Annotated in this window: 19 protein-coding genes and 1 pseudogene; 9 read left to right on the forward strand and 11 right to left on the reverse strand. The window is 41.7% G+C overall.

Annotation, left to right across the window (positions count from 1 at the left end; all coding sequences use genetic code 11):
- Nucleotides 1-130 precede the first annotated feature (130 nt).
- Nucleotides 131-931: a family 16 glycosylhydrolase gene (locus VRUMOI_RS05275; protein ID WP_089138595.1), complete on the reverse strand. Its 801-nt coding sequence runs from the start codon at nucleotides 929-931 to the stop codon at nucleotides 131-133.
- A 438-nt stretch (nucleotides 932-1,369) separates the two neighbouring features.
- On the opposite strand from VRUMOI_RS05275, the gene VRUMOI_RS05280 reads away from it, so the two are divergent.
- The gene (locus tag VRUMOI_RS05280) at nucleotides 1,370-1,723 is read left to right on the forward strand and encodes a DUF1428 domain-containing protein (protein ID WP_089138596.1); all 354 of its coding nucleotides are present in this window, start codon (nucleotides 1,370-1,372) and stop codon (nucleotides 1,721-1,723) included.
- Between the two features lie 63 nt (nucleotides 1,724-1,786).
- Here the strand turns inward: VRUMOI_RS05280 and VRUMOI_RS05285 are convergent, their stop codons facing one another.
- A complete protein-coding gene (locus VRUMOI_RS05285) occupies nucleotides 1,787-2,923 on the reverse strand; it encodes a 5-methyltetrahydropteroyltriglutamate--homocysteine S-methyltransferase (protein ID WP_089138597.1) in 1,137 nt (378 codons plus the stop codon).
- 165 nt (nucleotides 2,924-3,088) lie between these two features.
- Here VRUMOI_RS05285 and VRUMOI_RS05290 point away from each other — a divergent pair, with 165 nt between their 5' ends.
- Complete coding sequence (locus VRUMOI_RS05290; protein ID WP_089138598.1) at nucleotides 3,089-3,526, forward strand: GNAT family N-acetyltransferase; 438 nt, start codon at nucleotides 3,089-3,091, stop codon at nucleotides 3,524-3,526.
- A 68-nt stretch (nucleotides 3,527-3,594) separates the two neighbouring features.
- Nucleotides 3,595-3,894, forward strand: coding sequence for a YkgJ family cysteine cluster protein (locus VRUMOI_RS05295; RefSeq protein WP_089138599.1), 300 nt, complete (start codon nucleotides 3,595-3,597; stop codon nucleotides 3,892-3,894).
- 125 nt (nucleotides 3,895-4,019) lie between these two features.
- On the opposite strand, the gene VRUMOI_RS05300 is transcribed toward VRUMOI_RS05295, so the two are convergent.
- On the reverse strand, nucleotides 4,020-4,502 hold the full coding sequence (locus VRUMOI_RS05300; RefSeq protein WP_089138600.1) for a peptide-methionine (S)-S-oxide reductase: 483 nt from the start codon (nucleotides 4,500-4,502) through the stop codon (nucleotides 4,020-4,022).
- Nucleotides 4,503-4,589: 87 nt separating this feature from the next.
- Entirely contained in the window at nucleotides 4,590-5,588 is a 999-nt protein-coding gene (locus VRUMOI_RS05305) for an AraC family transcriptional regulator (protein WP_089138601.1), read from the reverse strand.
- A gap of 202 nt (nucleotides 5,589-5,790) precedes the next feature.
- On the opposite strand from VRUMOI_RS05305, the gene VRUMOI_RS05310 reads away from it, so the two are divergent.
- From VRUMOI_RS05310 to VRUMOI_RS05320, 3 genes are all read left to right on the forward strand, one after another.
- Nucleotides 5,791-6,561 (forward strand): SDR family NAD(P)-dependent oxidoreductase, encoded by a 771-nt coding sequence (locus VRUMOI_RS05310; protein ID WP_089138602.1) that lies wholly within the window; start codon nucleotides 5,791-5,793, stop codon nucleotides 6,559-6,561.
- Between the two features lie 79 nt (nucleotides 6,562-6,640).
- Nucleotides 6,641-7,144, forward strand: a complete 504-nt coding sequence (locus VRUMOI_RS05315) for a 2,4'-dihydroxyacetophenone dioxygenase family protein (RefSeq protein WP_089138603.1) — start codon at nucleotides 6,641-6,643, stop codon at nucleotides 7,142-7,144.
- 19 nt (nucleotides 7,145-7,163) lie between these two features.
- Nucleotides 7,164-8,219: a zinc-binding dehydrogenase gene (locus tag VRUMOI_RS05320; RefSeq protein WP_089138604.1), complete on the forward strand. Its 1,056-nt coding sequence runs from the start codon at nucleotides 7,164-7,166 to the stop codon at nucleotides 8,217-8,219.
- 248 nt (nucleotides 8,220-8,467) lie between these two features.
- Here VRUMOI_RS05320 and VRUMOI_RS05325 read toward each other — a convergent pair whose 3' ends face one another.
- From VRUMOI_RS05325 to VRUMOI_RS05350, 6 genes are all read right to left on the reverse strand, one after another.
- A complete protein-coding gene (locus tag VRUMOI_RS05325; RefSeq protein WP_089138605.1) occupies nucleotides 8,468-8,929 on the reverse strand; it encodes an NfeD family protein in 462 nt (153 codons plus the stop codon).
- Between the two features lie 3 nt (nucleotides 8,930-8,932).
- Nucleotides 8,933-9,883, reverse strand: coding sequence for an SPFH domain-containing protein (locus VRUMOI_RS05330; RefSeq protein WP_089138606.1), 951 nt, complete (start codon nucleotides 9,881-9,883; stop codon nucleotides 8,933-8,935).
- A 188-nt stretch (nucleotides 9,884-10,071) separates the two neighbouring features.
- On the reverse strand, nucleotides 10,072-10,503 hold the full coding sequence (locus tag VRUMOI_RS05335; RefSeq protein ID WP_089138607.1) for an acyl-CoA thioesterase: 432 nt from the start codon (nucleotides 10,501-10,503) through the stop codon (nucleotides 10,072-10,074).
- A gap of 116 nt (nucleotides 10,504-10,619) precedes the next feature.
- Nucleotides 10,620-11,516, reverse strand: coding sequence for an EamA family transporter (locus VRUMOI_RS05340; protein ID WP_162598342.1), 897 nt, complete (start codon nucleotides 11,514-11,516; stop codon nucleotides 10,620-10,622).
- 34 nt (nucleotides 11,517-11,550) lie between these two features.
- Nucleotides 11,551-12,402, reverse strand: coding sequence for a patatin-like phospholipase family protein (locus VRUMOI_RS05345; RefSeq protein ID WP_089138609.1), 852 nt, complete (start codon nucleotides 12,400-12,402; stop codon nucleotides 11,551-11,553).
- A gap of 378 nt (nucleotides 12,403-12,780) precedes the next feature.
- Entirely contained in the window at nucleotides 12,781-13,965 is a 1,185-nt protein-coding gene (locus tag VRUMOI_RS05350; RefSeq protein ID WP_089138610.1) for a sugar efflux transporter, read from the reverse strand.
- A 325-nt stretch (nucleotides 13,966-14,290) separates the two neighbouring features.
- Between VRUMOI_RS05350 and VRUMOI_RS05355 the strand changes: the two genes are divergently transcribed.
- The 3 genes and pseudogenes from VRUMOI_RS05355 to udp all read left to right on the forward strand — a co-directional run bounded on the left by VRUMOI_RS05355 (nucleotide 14,291) and on the right by udp (nucleotide 17,454).
- Entirely contained in the window at nucleotides 14,291-15,835 is a 1,545-nt protein-coding gene (locus tag VRUMOI_RS05355) for a bifunctional GNAT family N-acetyltransferase/carbon-nitrogen hydrolase family protein (protein WP_089138611.1), read from the forward strand.
- A gap of 162 nt (nucleotides 15,836-15,997) precedes the next feature.
- Nucleotides 15,998-16,414, forward strand: a complete 417-nt coding sequence (locus VRUMOI_RS05360; RefSeq protein WP_089138612.1) for a CBS domain-containing protein — start codon at nucleotides 15,998-16,000, stop codon at nucleotides 16,412-16,414.
- Between the two features lie 267 nt (nucleotides 16,415-16,681).
- A pseudogene (gene udp, locus VRUMOI_RS05365) lies at nucleotides 16,682-17,454 on the forward strand (uridine phosphorylase).
- A 91-nt stretch (nucleotides 17,455-17,545) separates the two neighbouring features.
- Here the strand turns inward: udp and VRUMOI_RS05370 are convergent.
- Nucleotides 17,546-18,709: a Card1-like endonuclease domain-containing protein gene (locus VRUMOI_RS05370; RefSeq protein WP_089138613.1), complete on the reverse strand. Its 1,164-nt coding sequence runs from the start codon at nucleotides 18,707-18,709 to the stop codon at nucleotides 17,546-17,548.
- Nucleotides 18,710-18,721: the final 12 nt, after the last annotated feature.

Consider the following 18,721-nt stretch of genomic DNA (forward strand, 5'->3'; position numbering starts at 1 on the left):
CATCTAAAAATCGGCATGAGGTCGGTACTTGTTTTTCGTTATCTTTGCGCGATTCATCTAACTGCATATGCTGGCCATTAAAAACCAGTACTAAGAAATACTGGTTTTTATGGTGGCAGGCTAAAAGTGATTATTGAGTTGAATTAGCTCCATCGGCTTTAGCGCTCAGCATTAGCATTAACTTTCCATCTTTAATAAAAGCATTCTCAGGTGAAAATGTCACAAGGTTACCCGGGAAGCCCCAATCACCTTTTGCCCAGCGCTTGTTATCAAAAGTTGTGAAGTCATCACGCCATGCAAGTTTGTAACTGCCGTCAGGTTCATATTGATAGTATTCAATCCAATCGATCACTTGGTAAGCGGGAAGTGATGCAGGGTCAAATTTTCCTACCCAACCAATCGCCTCGGAAATCCATACATTCATTCGATAGGTTTGAGGGGTATCGCGCATATCAATGACTTGTTGAGATTTTTCAGCGGTTTCTTTGTGAATCAAGGTGTTATCAACTTGCCAGCTAATATAATTTGGCGTCCACTCTAAAGTATAAGTATGAAAGTCGGTTAAGTTCGCGACAGCGTGTTTGTTTTCAGAATGAATCCTTTTATCTAAAGTGCCAGTTATTAAATTTGTCTGTAATACGTCCGGTTTAATGCCGATCGCTTCAATATCGATCTCACGCCATGGTCGACCTTCGCCTTGCCAAGACTGGTTATCATAGGTGAAGAAAGACGATACGGTTCCAGGTTTGGATAGTAATTTCATTTTAATCACAAATTTACCGAAATGAACCGTATCTAAACTGTATATTTCTGCTCCGTATAAAGGCACTGCACTTGTATTTTTGTCACCATTTTTGGTTAAAGTATCTTGGTTTACTTCTTGGGCATGCAGGTTAAAAGCGGCAAAGAGAATGAATAGCCAATATTTCATATTTTTATCCTTAAAAGTGGGTTGTTGATAAAGAAAGGATGTTTCAGGGGTAAAGTTAAGACCGCCGCTCATGCTGTGCTGTTCTATCAATAAGCTGGAATGAATAGAAGGCTCAACCGTTGAGTGGTTCTTTGGTTGTGGTCGTATGGCAGTGTAAATGGAAGAGGCTAGAAGAGTAGAGAGTGCGATCACAGGAAGATACCTTGAGCTCGGCTATGAAATGCATGGAGAGTGTTGTTTGTTTTATTTTTCTTTATTTTACAAATTGTTAAATGTCATTTTTGATGGTAGATACGCTAAATCATTATCTTGAGTTTCATAAGAACAAGTGATTTTGCGCACGTTAGTGTGAGTTTTTCGATTTGCTCCTAGCGATTATGTCTTTAGTTTTATCTGAACTATCTTTGTTAGGTTGAATTCATTAGGAGGAATAGGCTCATGTCCTACGTTGATGGTTTTGTGGTCGCCGTACCGACTGAAAATAAAGAAAAATATATTAAACATGCCACGCTTGCTGCTGAGATGTTTAAATATTTTGGAGCATTACAGGTTGTTGAAGCTTGGGGTGAAGAAGTTCCAGAAGGCGAAGTGACTTCATTCCCTATGGCTGTTAAGGCTAAGCAAGATGAAACGATTGTCTTTTCATGGGTGGTATGGCCATCAAAAGAGAGTCGAAATGCTGGTTGGCAGAAAATGATGAATGACCCAAGAATGGATCCTGAAAATAATCCCATGCCATTTGATGGTAAGCGTTTAATTTATGGTGGCTTTAATATGATTGTTGATCTATGAAAAATGCAACCCAATGACAACGCGATGCCATTGGGTTAGCTTGTAAGGACATCGTTTTTAAAGCTATTGTCCCCATACCTCTTCAGCTATATCGACGACATGTTTTAGTTTGTTCCACTGATCTTGTTCACTAAGAAGGTTACCTTCTTCGGTTGAAGCAAATCCGCATTGTGGGCTAAGACGCAGTTGAGCTAAATCTAAATATTGCGATGCTTCTTCAATACGTTTTTTGATCAATGCTTTTGGCTCTAATTCCGGTGTTTTGGAGGTAACCAAACCAAGCGTGACAAATAAATCTTTTCTCTGTACGTATTTCAATGGTTCGAATCCACCAGAACGTTCATCGTCAAATTCAAGAAATAGACCGTCTACCTTTAACTCGCCAAAGATGGTTTCCGCAGCAGCATCATATCCACCAGAACCAAAATAGGTTGAGCGGAAATTGCCGCGACAAATATGCATAGTGATGAGCATATCACTCGGTTTATTTTTGATGGATTCATTAATCAGTCGAGTGAAGATATCTAAGGTTTGTTCAACGGTATAACCTAATTCTTCTAATCCATTGATGCCTGTTTCAGAGAAAAATAGGGCCCAGGCAGTATCATCAAGCTGTAAGTAGCGGCAGCCAAGATCATAGAAAGATTGGATAGCCTCTTGGTAGGCCTGAATAAGGTCAGATAGGTAGGCTTCTAGATTGTTTTGATAGCAGGAGGCTTCATTTTTTCCACGTAAGAAAAGCATGTTTGGGCTTGGTATTGTTTGTTTAGCAATATGGTTTTTGTTATCAACCAATGAGTTTAAAAACTCAAAATCTTGTAAAAACGGATGAGTTTGAGAAAAGCGAATTTTATCGGTCACTTTGATGCTATGTACTTTTGGTTTTGTACCTTTAAAAGGTAAAGGCGAATCAGGTTCATAACCAATGACACCGTTTAATCCTTCGAGAAAATCAAAGTGCCACCAAGCGCGAGAGTATTCACCATCGGTAATGGCTTTAAGGCCGGAGTCTTTTTGTTTTTGTACATGTGACTTTATTTCTTCTTGCTGGATTGCGCGCAATTGCTGTTCGGAGATTTCACCATTTTGCTTTTGTAGACGAGCGACTTTTAGCGCTTCACTGCGTAATAAACTTCCGACTTGATCGGAGAAAAAGGGAGTGAGAGTGGGGTTGATTTGAATGCTGTTATCGACTGCCATGATTCTATCCTTAAATAAAAGACGTTAAACCGTCTAGATGGCTAAATACTCTGCTTGTATGGACATTTGTTCAATCGCAGTTTACTCATGATCGACATGAATTTTTTTCATCATGATGATTTTGGTTGGCTATAATCGATGGATTCACTCGTCGGAGAATAATGGATGATAATAACGATTAAACCCGCTCAATTAGAGCAAGCGAGCAATTTGGCGAAATTGAGCCGCCAACTCGGTTATGAGGTCACCGAGCAACAAACAGCAGAGTGGTTAAGCGACCTATTAAAGTCAGAAATTCATCAGGTTTTTGTGGCTGTGGCCGAACAACAGCAGGTGTGTGGTTGGCTGGTGGTTGAAAAACGCATTTCATTAGAAGCTGGTTATAAAGCGGAAATTACCGGCTTGGTTGTCGGGGAAGGGTTTCGTCGTTTAGGTGTGGCAAAACAACTGGTTCGCTCTGCTGCCGAATGGGCAATAACGATGGGGCTATCGAGGATGGTTGTACGCTCTAATGCACAACGTGAAAGCTCTCATCAGTTTTATCAAAGCATTGGCTTTTGCTATACCAAGACGGCTCATAATTACCAATTCCTTTTATCGTGAAGACTGAATACCAGTAATTAATTATGAATTAGCGTACAATTGCCATATTGCCTTAACTGAAGATCTTCATGACCATTCCAATTAAAGATGTTACCCCGCCCAAAGAAGTCACTTGTTCGAATTGCCAAGCCTGTTGCTGTCGATTAGAAGTGATGATCATTAGTGAGACGGGAGTGCCAGAAGAGCATATTTCATTTGATCAATGGGGGGGTGAGACCATGCGCCGTTTAGAAGATGGCTGGTGCTCGGCGTTAGACCGCGAAACCTTTATGTGCACCATTTACGAAAACCGTCCGTGGATTTGTCGCGAGTTCGAAATGGCGTCGTATGAATGTAAAGATCAGCGAATCGCAGTGATGGGGGAGTAATCGTCCCTAGTTCATAGTTTTTGGGAAGCGCTAACTTGCGATCGCTTTTGCTTTTACACCAAATTTTTAACACACCACTCGAGGCTTTTGAGTAAACCTGCCTGTTTGTCGCTTAGTTGCTTGGCTTATTCACTTTTGTATTTATGCAGTAAATCCCACGGGATGTGGCATAAATAATGATTTTCAGGGTGATGGGTTAGGTGGTGCTGATGTTCGTCATCACTCGCAATGTAATGGGTGAGCGGCAGCACTTCGATTTTGATTTTGTCGGCATCTTGACGTTGTAAAATATAGCGCTTGGCTTCAATAAGGTGTTGTTCATTTAAGCTATAAACACCAGTGCGATATTTTAATCCGACATCTGGCCCTTGTTTGTTGACGCTGTATGGGTCAATGATTTCAAACAGGGCATCCATGATCTGAGAAACCGTGATCTGGTCAGGTTCAAAACGTACTCGTACACATTCAGCATACCCGTCATAGTCTGATTGGGTCGATTGACTGTGGCCATTCGCCCGTCCTGCTTGGGTATCCACGACTCCCGGCACGTATTTAATGAATTCTTGTACGCCCCAGAGACACCCGCCCGCTAAATAAATTTCTTCCATTTTTTTCTACTTAATTGGTATGTTGCGAGAACTTTAGCATCTTCATAATTCTATGGGAATGCGATTGGTTTGATCTCAATATCAACATCACTCCTTTGTTCGTTGTTTTTGCCACTGGCTGGGGGATAGACCTGTCCATTGTTTGAAATGGCGACTGAACACTGCAATGTCGACATAACCAAGTTGTAGGGCGAGTTCGGTAATGGTGTATTTGCCATGCAGAAGTTGGTGCTTGGCGATATCTTGTCGAGTTTGCAGGAGTAAGGTTCGATAATTTTGTCCTCGTGCCTTTAATTGTGTTTGTAAACTACGATGGTGCATGCCGAGTGCATTGGCAATACGCTCGATACAGCACTCTCCCGTGGGTAACAAATGGCGGATTAAATCTTTCACTTGATCCGCTAAATCTTCTGGATAGCGTTGTTGTAATTTTTTCAAACGAGCGGTGATTAATTGATTCAACGCTTCTTCATCTCGATGATTGCGGAGAGCGAGTTGGGTGCTTTTTAACTGTATGCCATTAAAGGATTGAGAAAAGAGTAAAGCACGATGTTGCTCTTGGTATTCGGGATTGTTAACGGGTTCAGCTTGCTGAAAATGGAGCGTTAGAGACTGAACGTTAACATTGAGTAGCCCAGCGACAAATAGGGCTAGATGATAGACACTGAGTTGCATGACGGCTTCAAGGTTAACGTCAGTATCAAGATTAAGCGCCAGTTTTAATTGAATGTATTCACCTTTACTGCGCATTTTTACTTGTACGCCATAAGCATGTAAATAAAGATATTCATTGGCCTTGATTAGCGCCATTTCCACCGTTTCCATACGCGAAACCAACATGGGGAGATCGCCTAACACTTCTTGAGTTTGTCGCTGTGCCAACATTAAACCAAATAATGGCTGGTTAGTTTGTAAAGCGGTGAGGTAGAGCAATTCAGCCAGTTTGGCATAAGAAATATAAGTATTCGGATCACGAAATTCAGCCTGCCTTAACCCTACCTGATGCATTAATTGGATCGGGTTCTGTCCAAGTTCTAAAACCAGCTTTTCAAAGTGTGATGCCGCGCCACTTCGTACTAGGTGCATGGTGAATCCTGTGATTTAAGGCAAGTTTGAATTCGCAATATATCAACTTTCCATCGTAAATAATCAAGTAAAGTTCACGTTATTGACCTAGATTGAATAACAATTCGTTAACAAGCAAGTTGGCGAAATAAGCGACATGCTTTTTTAAGGGAATGGTGTTGCGAATCATTCTAATAAGAATCGAATAACAAGGAAGGGCGAGATGCGTTTAGTTAATAAAGTTGCCATTGTGACGGGTGCGGCTGGTGGAATCGGTCAAGCGATCATTGAAAAACTCACTTCCGAAGGCGCTAAAGTGGTTGCGGTTGATATTTCATCCGAGGCTTTGAAAGTCTTTGATAGTTATGGGTCAGAAAAAGTGAAATCGCTAGCAGTGGATGTTACAGATTTTCAGCAAGTAGAAGGCATGGTCAAACAAGCCGCCGAACAATTCGGTCAACTGGATATCATGGTTAACAATGCCGGTATTGGTGCACCGAAGCCATTACTGCAACATGATCCACGTGCCGATTTCGATCCTATTACGCAAGTGAATCAATATGGGGTGTATTACGGTATTTTGGCAGCCGCTCGTCAGTTCCAAGCTCAATCGACTCAAGGTGTGATTATTAATACTTCGTCGGTATATGGGCAAATGGCAGCGGAATTAACCTTCACTTATAACGTGAGTAAAGCCGCGGTAGACATGATGACCAAATGTGCCGCGTTAGAGCTAGCACCGTTAGGCATTCGCGTATGTGCCGTGGCTCCGGGGCGTGTTGATACTCCGATGCTACGCCAATATGAAGCGATTGGTTTGTGGGAGCATATTCGCAAGGAACAGATGCGTGACACCATGACTCAGCCTCAAGAAATTGCCAATGTTGTGGCGTTCCTCGCCAGTGACGAAGCGAATTGTATCAATGGCACAACGGTATCGGCATCTGATGGATTTGAGAATTTTAAATATCCATTACTCGATAAAATCCAATAACGTTCAAAGCGTGAATAATAAAAAGCGATAACAATAATTAGGTTAAAAGCCCCTAAAGCATAATAACAAGGAAGATAATATGAGCCTACCTGACGTGATTAATCATCAAGACCTATTACTGAGCTTAAATACCAACGAAGAGAAGGTGGTGAAAGATGCATTACCTGGCGTTGATATTTATCCATTATTTTTAGACGTTGAAAATGGCACCTGGGTATTGCGTGCCAAATTTAAACCGGGCGTGACATTGCCGAAACATTTCCATACTGGCGTTGTGCATTTCTACACATTAAGTGGTTGTTGGAATTACTTAGAGTATCCAGATCAACCTCAAGTCGCTGGTAGCTATTTGTATGAGCCCGGTGGTTCGATTCATACCTTCCATTGTCCTGAAGATTCTGAAGGAGCCGATGGTTTCATGGTTGTGAGTGGCGCGAATATTAATTTTGATGAAGACGGCAACTTGATGAATATCATGGATGCGGGTTGGATTGAGCAGGTAGTGATTGCCGCAGCTCAATCTCAAGGTTTAGTCCCTCGCTACTTCAAACCGGGTGGTCTTGCTAAGTTGAGTACAGATTAATTCACTAGGAGAGATTTCCATGAAAATGATGAATGCGATTGCGATGCAGGATGGTGTTGTCACACTGCAGCAAGCGCCGGTACCTAAACCTGTTTCCGGACAAGTATTGGTTCGGAGTTTAAGTTGCGGTATTTGTGGTTCCGATTTACATATTACTCGACACACCAGTGAGATCTTTAAATTTTACCGTGAACTCGGGATTATGACCGACGCACAAGATGATCAAACGCCAGTGATGTTAGGTCATGAGTTTTGTGCTGAGATTGTGGAGTTTGGCCCTGATACCCAACAAACCCTAGCCGTTGGACAGCGCGTGACATCTGTACCTATTTTAATGTCGCAACACGGGGCAGGAATAGGCGTTACTCCCGGATTGTCTGGGGCTTATTCGGAATACTTTATTTTGGATGAGGCTTTGCTATTGCCCGTGCCTGAAGGGGTTGCACCCGAAGCGGTGGCGTTGACTGAACCTCTTGCCGTCGGTCTGCATGCGGTTAATCGGAGTGAGATTGGTGAGCATGATACGGCGTTGGTGGTTGGTTGTGGGCCGATTGGTCTTGCGGTGATTTCAGCGTTAAAACGCCGAGGTATTAAAGCGATTGTCGCGGCTGATTTACAAGAAGATAAGCTGCAACAAGCCTCAACGTTTGGAGCCACACATACCGTCAATAATCGAGATCAAGATGAAGTCGCGTTTGCTGATGCCGTTCAAGAAGGGCGGTTAGTGATTTTTGAATGTGTTGGCATTCATACTTTGATCCGTGGTTTTATTCAACGAGCGCCAGCGAACGCTAAATTGATTATCACTGGTGTTCATACCGCTGATGCATCGGTTAACTATGCTTATGCAACGGTAAAAGAACTTGATATTCGTTTTTCTTACTACTATCAACCACATGAATTTGCAGAGTGCTTAGAAGCTTTAGCGGCAGGAGATATTCCTTGGCAAAGTATGGTAACGGGAAAGGTCGGTATTGATGGTGTACCGAATGCATTTGATCAATTAATGTCACCAAACCACCATATAAAAGTAGTGATTGAACCGTGGCGCAATGGGACACTTGAAGCGGTATAGTGAATTATCGATGCTTTTCATTGAGCCGGTAATTGAGTAACCTAACGCTAATTTGATTCATTTCGGTTTAGTTATGAAATTTATTTGGTTAAAAGTGCTTCTTACTGTACTGGTTTTTGCCGGGCTGTTTGCTGCGGTTTACTTCAGTGTACAAAGCGGTACTTATTGATGACTCCCATCATTAAAAAAGCGATGAATCTATGTAAGGTTCATCGCTTTTTATTTTGTTTGGTGGATATTAAATACTGTTAATCGTTAATCGCTTCTACCCACATAACACCGACTTCCATTTTCACCACTTTCACGGTTTGTCCTTCGCGTAAAGGTTGCATGCTACGGACTTTCCAATGAATACCTGAATAAGCGTGTGTGACATCATCACTTGTCGAATTCACATCACCTTTTAGTACAAAGGTTTGTTGGGCAAAATCTGATTGATAATCTTGCTTGGTTTGACGGTTTTGTAATTGCTTAAATGGACGCCATAACACCAATGCAAACACGATGGTTAAAATGATATTGGTCCATAATGCATAGTGAAGGGTGGCGTCGATCCACCCCATATACATGCAAAAACCACTAATCACTAACGACAGGCCGATAAAGAAAAAAATGAAAGTGGCAAAGCCAAGCACCACCACTTCAACAATCAGCGCAATCACGCCAACAGTCATTAAGACTTGTGGTAAATAGCTAACAATCCAATCCATAAGTTAAGCCTTATTCTGCTTGTTTAATGAGTTAATAATAGACATACCTTGCGCAACCAGTGAACTGGCATCGGTACCGCTGTCTGGTAGAAGTACCACTGAAGACTCTTTGGCAATCGCATGTTTCGCTTCAATCGCTTTGGTTGCAAGATCAAGTTGAATCGCTTTTTGACCTTCTTCTGTGTTCGCAGCATCACCAATGGTTTTGAGTGCTTCAGCTTGTGCGTTGGCGACAGCAATAATGGCTTTGGCTTCCCCTTCAGCTTTCAATATTTGTTCGGTTTTATCGGCTTCAGCTGCCAATACTTGCGCTTGTTTTTTACCTTCAGCAACGTTGATTGCCGCTTGACGATCGCCTTCTGATTCTAAGATTTGCGCACGCTTAACACGTTCTGCTTTCATCTGAGCTTCCATCGATTCCATGATAGATTGTGGCGGCACAATGTCTTTAATTTCATAACGCAGCACTTGGATTCCCCAAGGTTCTGCGGCAATGTTGATAGCCGAAACGATGTTGGTATTTAATACATCACGCTCTTCAAAGGTTTTATCAAGCTCCATTTTACCAAGCTCGGAACGCATCGTAGTCTGCGCTAATTGCGTTACCGCAAAGGCATAATCATCAACGCCATAGGTGGCTTTGTATGCGTCGAGTACACGGAAATACAGCACGCCATCGACCACTAATGAAATATTATCTCGGGTAATCGCCGATTGAGAAGGGACGTCTTGAGCTTGCTCTTTTAAGCTGCGAATGGCTGAAATACGATCAATAAAAGGAATGATGAAGTTAATGCCGGCGATTTTAGTTGATTGGAACTTACCAAATCGTTCTACCACCCAGGCCTGGTTTTGTGGCACAAATTTAATGCTGCTTTTTAATATCACAACAACAAGGATAAAGAGAACAACAGGGACAATGTTGTTGAATATCAGATCAAGTGGGTAGTTCATGGCATATTCCTTTCATGATTATGTATCAAGCTAGTCTACGGCTATTTACGGTAATTAGCTTGCTTGTTTTGGAATTTGAGCGAGAAAAGAGACGTTTTTCGAAATTAGCATGCAAAAATGTAGTACATGAACAAAAATGATAACAGGATAAAGAATATTACCCTGTTAAATGAGGTTAATTGATTGGATTAACGTAGGTTTTCTAACTGTTGAATCGTCGCTAAAATTTCAGGTGTTAAATTTGCTTTTTGATTGGTTTTGAAATCAAACATCACTACGGTTGCACTGCCTAGGGTAGTGGTTTTGTTGAGTTTCTTACTGACGACTTGATATTTCATGGTGAAACGGTCGTCTTGTAAGTCAGTGATTTTTGTTCCGACTAATAAGGTATCTGGAAAAGTGACCGGAATTTTATAGCGACAACTGGTTTCTGCGACAACGGGACCAACTTGAGTGATGGCGATATTTTCCATTAAGTCGATGTGCTTGAAGTAATCAATGCGTGCGGTTTCAAAGTATCGAAAATACGTCACATTATTCACGTGTTGTAGTGCGTCCATTTCACCCCAAGCCACCGGGATTTCTGTTACAACAGGAAAACCATCAAGTAAGTGATTCATTGCTCTTATCCTTAAAAGTCAAACGGGTGTTTAAGATAAAGTTAAGCGCTGAGTTATACAATATCGTTTTGCTAAAAGCGTGAAATAACAGGCTTAATTTATCTGTTCACGTTCGCTTAGCGAGAGCGAATCAGCGCCATGCGTAACTTTTGATGAAATGAATAAATACACAAGCCTATAATGACAACCGCACATCCCACCGCTTGGTTAATATTTAAAGTTTCATCTAAGAATACCCAACCTGAAAGTAGACCGACTACTGGAACTAATAGGGCAAAGGGAACTACATTAGCGGTTCCGTGTTTTGAAATGAGCATTCCCCATACCGTATAACCAAATAAAGACGCCGCTAAAATTAAATAAGCCAGAGATAAGATCGCAACCCAGGTAGGGTGAGAAACCGCATAAATAATTTGTTGGTGGTCTTCTAATAAATAGCTGATTGAGAAAAATGGAATAATCGGAACGAGGGCTCCCCAGACGACCAGTTGCATCATACTTGTGCCTTCATAGCGGGTTGAGATGGTGCGATTGCATAAGTTACCCACGCCCCAAGAACAGGCTGCTGCAAAGGTAAATAAATAACCCAGAATGGAAATGTCGGTGTCTAAAACGCCATATAATAATAAGCCAATTCCAGTGAGTGCAAGCAATCCGCCAAAACCTTGTAATAGCGTCAGTTTGTCTTGATAAATAATGACGCCAAGCAAGGCCGTGACAAATACTTGAGACTGTAATACCAATGAGGCTTGTCCTGATGGCATCCCTATATATAACGCATAGAAGAGACAAGCAAACTGACCAAAGCTAATGGTAAGGCCGTAAGCGACTAACCAACGATAGGGTATCGCTGGTTTAGGTAGAAAAAAGACCAAAGGAAAGGCTACAAAAACAAAACGCAAACCCGCCATAAAAAAAGGTGGAATTTCTTTCACACCGACACTGATGATGACAAAGTTAATCCCCCAGACAAGCACGACTAACAAGATGAGACATACGCTACGAAGGTTCATAATCATCCTTGAATAAGTGAAGTAATAAATTGGTTTATCTTTTTGGCGTTAACGAGCCGTCAAGGTTGTCCATGGCGTTTTTCGCCGCTTGTATGCCCATTTGATACCCAATATCGAGCCTGTCTTTATTTTTTGTTAAGCGCCCAACAGGAAAATCATCCGGTGGGGCAATCACATGTATGGTGCAATCTTTTGGTGGAGATTGAATAAACTCGATGCTTTTATTGTAATTCTCAGCACGTTTTAACGCCGCTTCTGCCAATTGTGGGTTACTGGCTAAAAATTTGCGCGTTAGCCAAGGCGCTTTGGATGGTTTTTTTTGATAACCGAGTGGGCGAGATAAAATGACCGTAATGTCTTTTGCCCCCATCTTATAGGCTTGTTCTACCGGGATTGAATCAGCGACACCACCGTCCGTCATCGGTATGCCATCAATCACTGGATAATCACGATAAGCAAGTGGTACAGAGCAAGACGCTTTTAGTAATTCGATAATATTATCTGGGGTTGATTGAATGTAATGTGCCTGACCGGAATGAATGTCGGTTGTGACCACATATAGTGGAATAGGCTGGCTATGTAGATCATTGATATTAATTGGAATTTCATCAATGGTGATATCCCACAACCAATCAAGATCAAGCCAGTGCCCACCACGGATAAAACGCTTAAAACTGATGAATTCAGGTCGACAAGAATAATCAGTAATGACGGTATAAGTTCGGCGTTTTTGCTGTGATAACCATGAGGCTAAGCTGGTTGAACCGGCAGAAACACCGATACAAAACTCAAACGGTTGATAGCTGCTATCAATGAATTGGTCTAAAACTCCTGCGGAGAAAATACCTCGCATCGCGCCGCCTTCTACAACCAGTGCCTTTCTCATAAAACGATCCTTAAAAACTTAATCTATATCAATGTAACTAAATATTTCCCGAAGATAAACCATATAAAAAATGTGCTTACATAAGAGGGGGATAAGAGGTGACGTTGAGTGTTGGTAGGGCAGAATGTTTCCTGATACCAATGGCAACATCGATAACTTGATTGTGCGGCAGATGAGAACATGTACAAAGCGAAGCAAGTAGTCATCAATTGGCTACGCATCAATTAAGAGTCTAAGAGTCGAAGTACAAATAAAGCAGTCGCTTAGTCGTGAATGTGATTGCTTGAGTTTGGCTTATTTGGGTCTTAAAAAGGCTCTACTGATCCTAGTAGAGCTTTTTTTGATCTTGTGCCGGAGCTTGCCATTTTAGTGAGAAACTTATTTATCACGTACCGTTAATATGGTGATGAATGATAAGATACTTAACACTAAAGATGCCCAGAATACCATTTGAAAGCTGTAAATATCGGCAATGATACCGGCAAAAACACCGCCTAAAACGCCTCCCGTTTTGATTGCATTGGAATAGAGCGTCGTTATTTGTCCCATTTTTTTCGGTTTTAAATCCTGGAAGTATGAAATGCCGAGAGCGGCAGTTACACCAATAAAAATGCCATTGAGAAACTGCAATAACACAAAGCCGATGTAGCTCGTATTTACTATGATCCCGATATAAAACAGGCTACCTGCAAGCACGGCTGCGGAAATAATGTTCTTCTTACCAAAACGCAACGCATAACGACCCGCTAATAGCATGATTGGGATCTCAATAAAGGCGGCGGTTCCCATCATAATACCTGCCGCCGATGAATCTAAATTCATTTCATGGGTGATGTATAACGGCATGCTAATGATGTACATGTTGTTGGAGCAGTACATAAATACGAATGACAAAGCGAGCAGCAAAATGTTCTTATCACGCCAGATCGAGTCACTAGGATCAAATTGGTTCTGTTTCGGTGTTGGTTCAATTTGTGGTAACGCAAAATGAGCGACTAAACATAAAATGATAAACATGCTTGCCGCGAGTAAGAATAATTGAGTAAAACCGATGCCAGTGGCGATGAAAAAGGCAATCGGGGGGCCTATGACCCAACCGAGAGAGATTTGCGCTCTGAGCAGAGAACTAAAGGTTTCAGAAGTATGGGTTTTCCGGTCTAAAATTTCTCTGGCAAGTGCAAATACTTGTGGGATTGAAGCGGATGTCGTGCTGACAAAAATGGCCGATGTCGCCAATAAAATCCAATAATTACGGTTAAATGCAAAAACGATAAATCCTATCGCGCCCATCATATTGCAGATCAGAATAAGCTTTTTTCGATCCACCCCTTGATCTGACCACCAACCAATCACCTGACTGACCAATACCCCTGAAATTGTCATGACCATGAAAAATACTCCGATGAGGAAAGGCCGAGCGCCAACTTCTTCGGAGATAAACAAACTCATGGTAGGCATAGTGAATGCCCCTGCAATACCGACAAAAAAGCAGGTAAAGAGCAAAGACACCGAAGTTTGATCTGGTTGATTCCCCGGAAAAAGGGAATAGAGCATTTTTTTCATAAGGTTCTAAAAGGGAGGCATGGGTAATTAGATAAGTGCATGATAGCAAAGCGATGATTGAATAATAACCACTAGTTGCAATATTGTTGGAAATTAATGTTATCCCCGTCGTACTTGAAGCTGCGGCTTTGTTCATCGCCTTCATTCACTCCAATCGAATAGGCGTCTATGCTCATGGGACTTCAATCACTTATCGCTTCACTGCAACTCCAATTACTTTCGATATATTCGGTATGCATTTGGCAAAGAATATGGGGAGTAGGGCTAGAATTTATCAATGGAAGACGCATAATGGAGTTAAGTTTGATTAAGGAGCAAAAAATTTATGGATGAAAATAATACACCGCTGTTAAATTTACGAACGCTTACTCCTGATGATTACGAAGAATTGGCGGCCTTAATGGATCTGGTCTTTCCTGATGTGGGTGGGGCTTGGCCGGAGTCAACGATTATGGATTTGGTTACCCAATTTCCCGATGGGCAAATCTGTATTGAAGACAGTGGAAAAATGATTGGTGCGGCGTTGACGATGAAAGTGGATTATAGCCGCTTTAGCTTGCCGCATAAGAACAGCGATTTGGTTAATGCCAACGATGTTGTTCAGCATAACCCTAAGGGTGACGCAATATACGGTTTAGATGTCTTTGTGCACCCTGATTACCGAGGCTTACGTTTAGGTCGTCGCTTATATGAAGCGCGTAAAGAGATGTGTCGCGCCAATAACCTAAAAGCAATTTTGACTGGCGGCCGAATTCCGGGCTTTAAGAAATATTCTGATCAAATGAGAGTCAGTGAATATATCGAAAAGGTCAAACGCCAAGAAATCCACGATCCTATCTTGTCATTTCAGCTTTCCAATGATTTTGATATTAAGCGCTTGATGCGTGGCTACTTACCTGAAGATGAGAAATCACAAGGTTATGGCACTTTACTTGAGTGGGATAATATTTTTTATGAAGAAGAGGTTGACTCTATTCATGCAACCGAAAAAAGTATTGTTCGAATTGGGGTAGTGCAATGGCAAATGCGACATGTCATGTCACTCGATGACTTAGTCAATCAAGCTGAATTCTTTATTACTTCTCTCGCAAATTACCAATCTGATTTTGCTTTATTCCCTGAGTTTTTCAGTGCGCCTTTGATGGGGCTCGCGCCGGATTTACGTTCTGTTGAAGCGATGCGTTATCTCAGTGAATATTCGGATGAAATTATTCAGCGTTTCTCACATCTTGCGGTGACTTATAACATCAATATCATTGCCGGTAGCTTACCGGTACAGCAAGATGGAAAGATGTACAATGTTGCATACATGTTACACCGTGACGGAAGCATTGAGGAACAATACAAAATTCATATTACCCCTCATGAAGAATGGGATTGGGTGATTGAAGGTGGCGAGAAAGTCAAAGTGATTGAAACGGATGCAGGTAAAGTCGGTATCTTGATTTGTTATGATGTGGAATTCCCAGAGTTGGGTCGGATGTTAGCGGAGCAAGGAGTGCAAATTTTGTTTGTACCATTCTGGACTGATACCAAAAATGGCTATTTACGCGTTCGTATTTGCGCTCAAGCTCGCGCGATTGAAAATGAATGTTATGTGGCGATTAGCGGCAGCGTCGGGAATTTACCTCGTGTTGATAATGTGGATATTCAATATGCACAATCGGCCGTATTCTCGCCGTCGGATGTTTACTTCCCTCATGATGCCATCATTGCGGAAGCGGATCCTAATACTGAAATGATGATTTACGCCGATGTGGATTTATCAAAATTAAAGTTGCTGCATAGCGAAGGCTCTGTGACCAACTTGAAACACCGTCGTCCTGAGCTTTATCAATTCTCTCCGGTAAATGAGACCCGAAAAAAGTAAATAAGTAGAGTCTATGCCGATGGAATCCGAGAGACGGATCACCCATTGGCATAGTCTATTAATAAAATTGGCAAATTCCATTTAGTAAAATCAAGAAATTAGGCGACACTTAGATGTAAGCGGATAAGTAATTATAACGATAACAATCTCAAGGGGTACTTTATGCCATCATTAAAAGTTCGAGATTACATGCGCCCTAGAGCGGTAACATTCACGGTTGATATGACGTTATCTACGGCACTGGATAAAGTATTGAACGCCATCAATATTGGTGGGCCTGTTGTAAATGAAAAAAACGAAGTAGTAGGGTTCCTTTCTGAACAAGACCTACTTAACCGGCTGATTCAAGTCAGCTACCATTGTCAAGATACACACTCTGTTGGTGATTGCATGCGAGTGGATGCCTTGACCATTAGTCCTGAAATGTCAGTGATCGAGCTTGCCAATATGATGCAAGAAGGGAAGCCGAAAGTGTATCCAGTGGTCGAAAATAAAAAGCTCGTTGGTATAATTTCTCGTCGAGAGGTCTTAAAAGCAGTCAGTGATAACCTGGATAATTGTTTTAAACATCCATTGTGATTTTAGGCAATGAGCCCATAATCTGATAAGGTCGCATGGTGATGCGGCCTTTTTTATATGGTGTCATTGCCTGTTGAATTTCTATTTTATGTGACGCAAACCGTTTTCCTGACTTTTATATTCATTTTGTTTCAATGGTATTGTGATTATTGTCACTTAATGGTTTGGTGTTCTCAATTAAAGTGTCGCCAATGGTTTCACATAAAAGATTTAGCAAATTTATCTTTCTATCTAAACAGTTTTCGATTTAAAAGTAAGGAGCACATTATGGCACCAACAGATTCTCAAAATGTTTTTCATCTAGGCGTTAATAAACAAGACCTTAATGGCGCGACGTTAGCGATTATTCCTGGCGATCCTGCGCGAGTTGAAAAAATTGCTAAGTTGATGGATGAGCCAGAATTTTTGGCCAGTCAACGAGAGTATACTGTGTTCCGAGCGAAACTAGATGGTAAGTCGGTTGTGATTTGTTCTACTGGTATTGGTGGTCCATCAACATCGATTGCCGTTGAAGAATTAGCACAATTGGGTGTTCGTACTTTCTTACGTGTAGGGACAACTGGCGCTATTCAACCACACTTAAATATTGGCGATATGATTGTAACGACAGGTTCTGTTCGGTTAGATGGTGCTAGTTTGCACTTTGCACCAATGGAATTCCCCGCGGTAGCCGACTTTGATGTCGCAACGGCGATGAAGCAAGCGGCGACAGAATCAGGTTGTACTGTGCATACTGGTGTAACGGCTTCAAGCGATACTTTCTACCCAGGACAGGAGCGCTACGATACTTTCTCAGGTCGCGTCGTTTCACGTTTCCAAGGCTCAATGAAAGAGTGGCAGGAAATGGGCGTATTAAACTTAATGAGATGGAATCGGCAACCTTACTGACCATGTGTGCTAGTTCAGGCTTGAAGGCCGGTTGTATTGCTGGAGTCATCGTGAACCGTAGTCAAAATGAAATCCCGGATCATGAGAAGTTGAAACAAGCTGAAATTAAGTCGATTGAAGTGGTTGTAGCAGCGGCAAGAAAACTGCTTTAATTTTCGGTAGATAACAGAAAGCCCAGAGCAAATATTTGTCTGGGCTTTCTTCTATTATTGGTTATCGTTATTTTGACTTATGGTTTGTAATTTAGAGCTTTTTTTCCTGTCCACCCGCTTCATTAAACCAAGTGGTTAGGTAAGTCTTCAGATCTTTTAACTCATCAGGGCCAATCAACGCTAGACCTAAATCTTGTGCACGAGAAATGTCGTTGTGGCGCATTGGTCGGAAGCTAACTAGCATGGCGCGAGCTTGTAAACCGCCTAAAAGGTCACGTAAAGATTCCAGTTTATAAAGCGTATCATCCCCATCATCACGCATGCCTTTGGTTTTACATTCGATGATATGAAGTTTGTTGTTCACCACGGTGGCAACATCCAATTCATTCCGTACTTCTCGGCCACCGCTGTCGCGGTAAACCTGCACATTTAATGAATGGTCTTGAATCGTGGGTAGTTCATCTTGAATTTCACGAACCGTGTTATGCACAAGGTTTTCTAGCCATTCACCATTAGAAAATCGTCGAGCGTCTTCATTAAAAAATTCTAATACCCCATTTTTATAAGTGGCTAATTGAATATCAACCAAGTCGGAAATAAGGAGGTCTAACTCCTTATAACCTTGCTGTTTCTCGGTGAGTGCAACATCGAGTTTTTGTTCTTTACGGCAGGTTGTTGCAAGGTAGTTTAACGTAGCAAGGCCAGGGCCAAGCTCTAATGCATTACTTGCCCAGCGTTTGCCCAATTCGTGCAACTTAGCATCTAAAGGGGCTGGGATTTCATTGGTTGGAAACTCACTACGAGCCCCAAAAATAGTTAAGTAATCGCTGATTTTTATATGGTCTTGTACTTGTTGCCCAGGAAGATCGTTTGGATAAAGCCAACACAAACTATCGCTTGAAGGTTCAACAACAAAAATAGGCCAGTTGTAACTACGAATAACTTCGTAAACGGATAACAATCGGTGCCTTAGCCCACAACTGGCGTTTAGATATATTTGTTCTTTACGAGAGGATAATTGTTCAACTAGCAGCTTAACGGTTTGCTTGATAGCGGACGTGTTGACCGTACTCGGTATTTCGAAAAATTCAGAGCTGATATTTCGAGATTCAAGGACTTGTTGTAGTCGGTAGTACATATCCAGTTGAGTATTATCACCAATAAATGCCATGTGAGTACATTCAGAACGGTTATCTAAAAGGGGGGTGATTAAACGAACTGGATCTTGATCTATGATTCCAATATGAATCGCCATCTTAATTCCTTG

The sequence above is a fragment of the Vibrio rumoiensis genome (genome assembly GCF_002218045.2).
Lineage (GTDB): Bacteria > Pseudomonadota > Gammaproteobacteria > Enterobacterales > Vibrionaceae > Vibrio > Vibrio rumoiensis.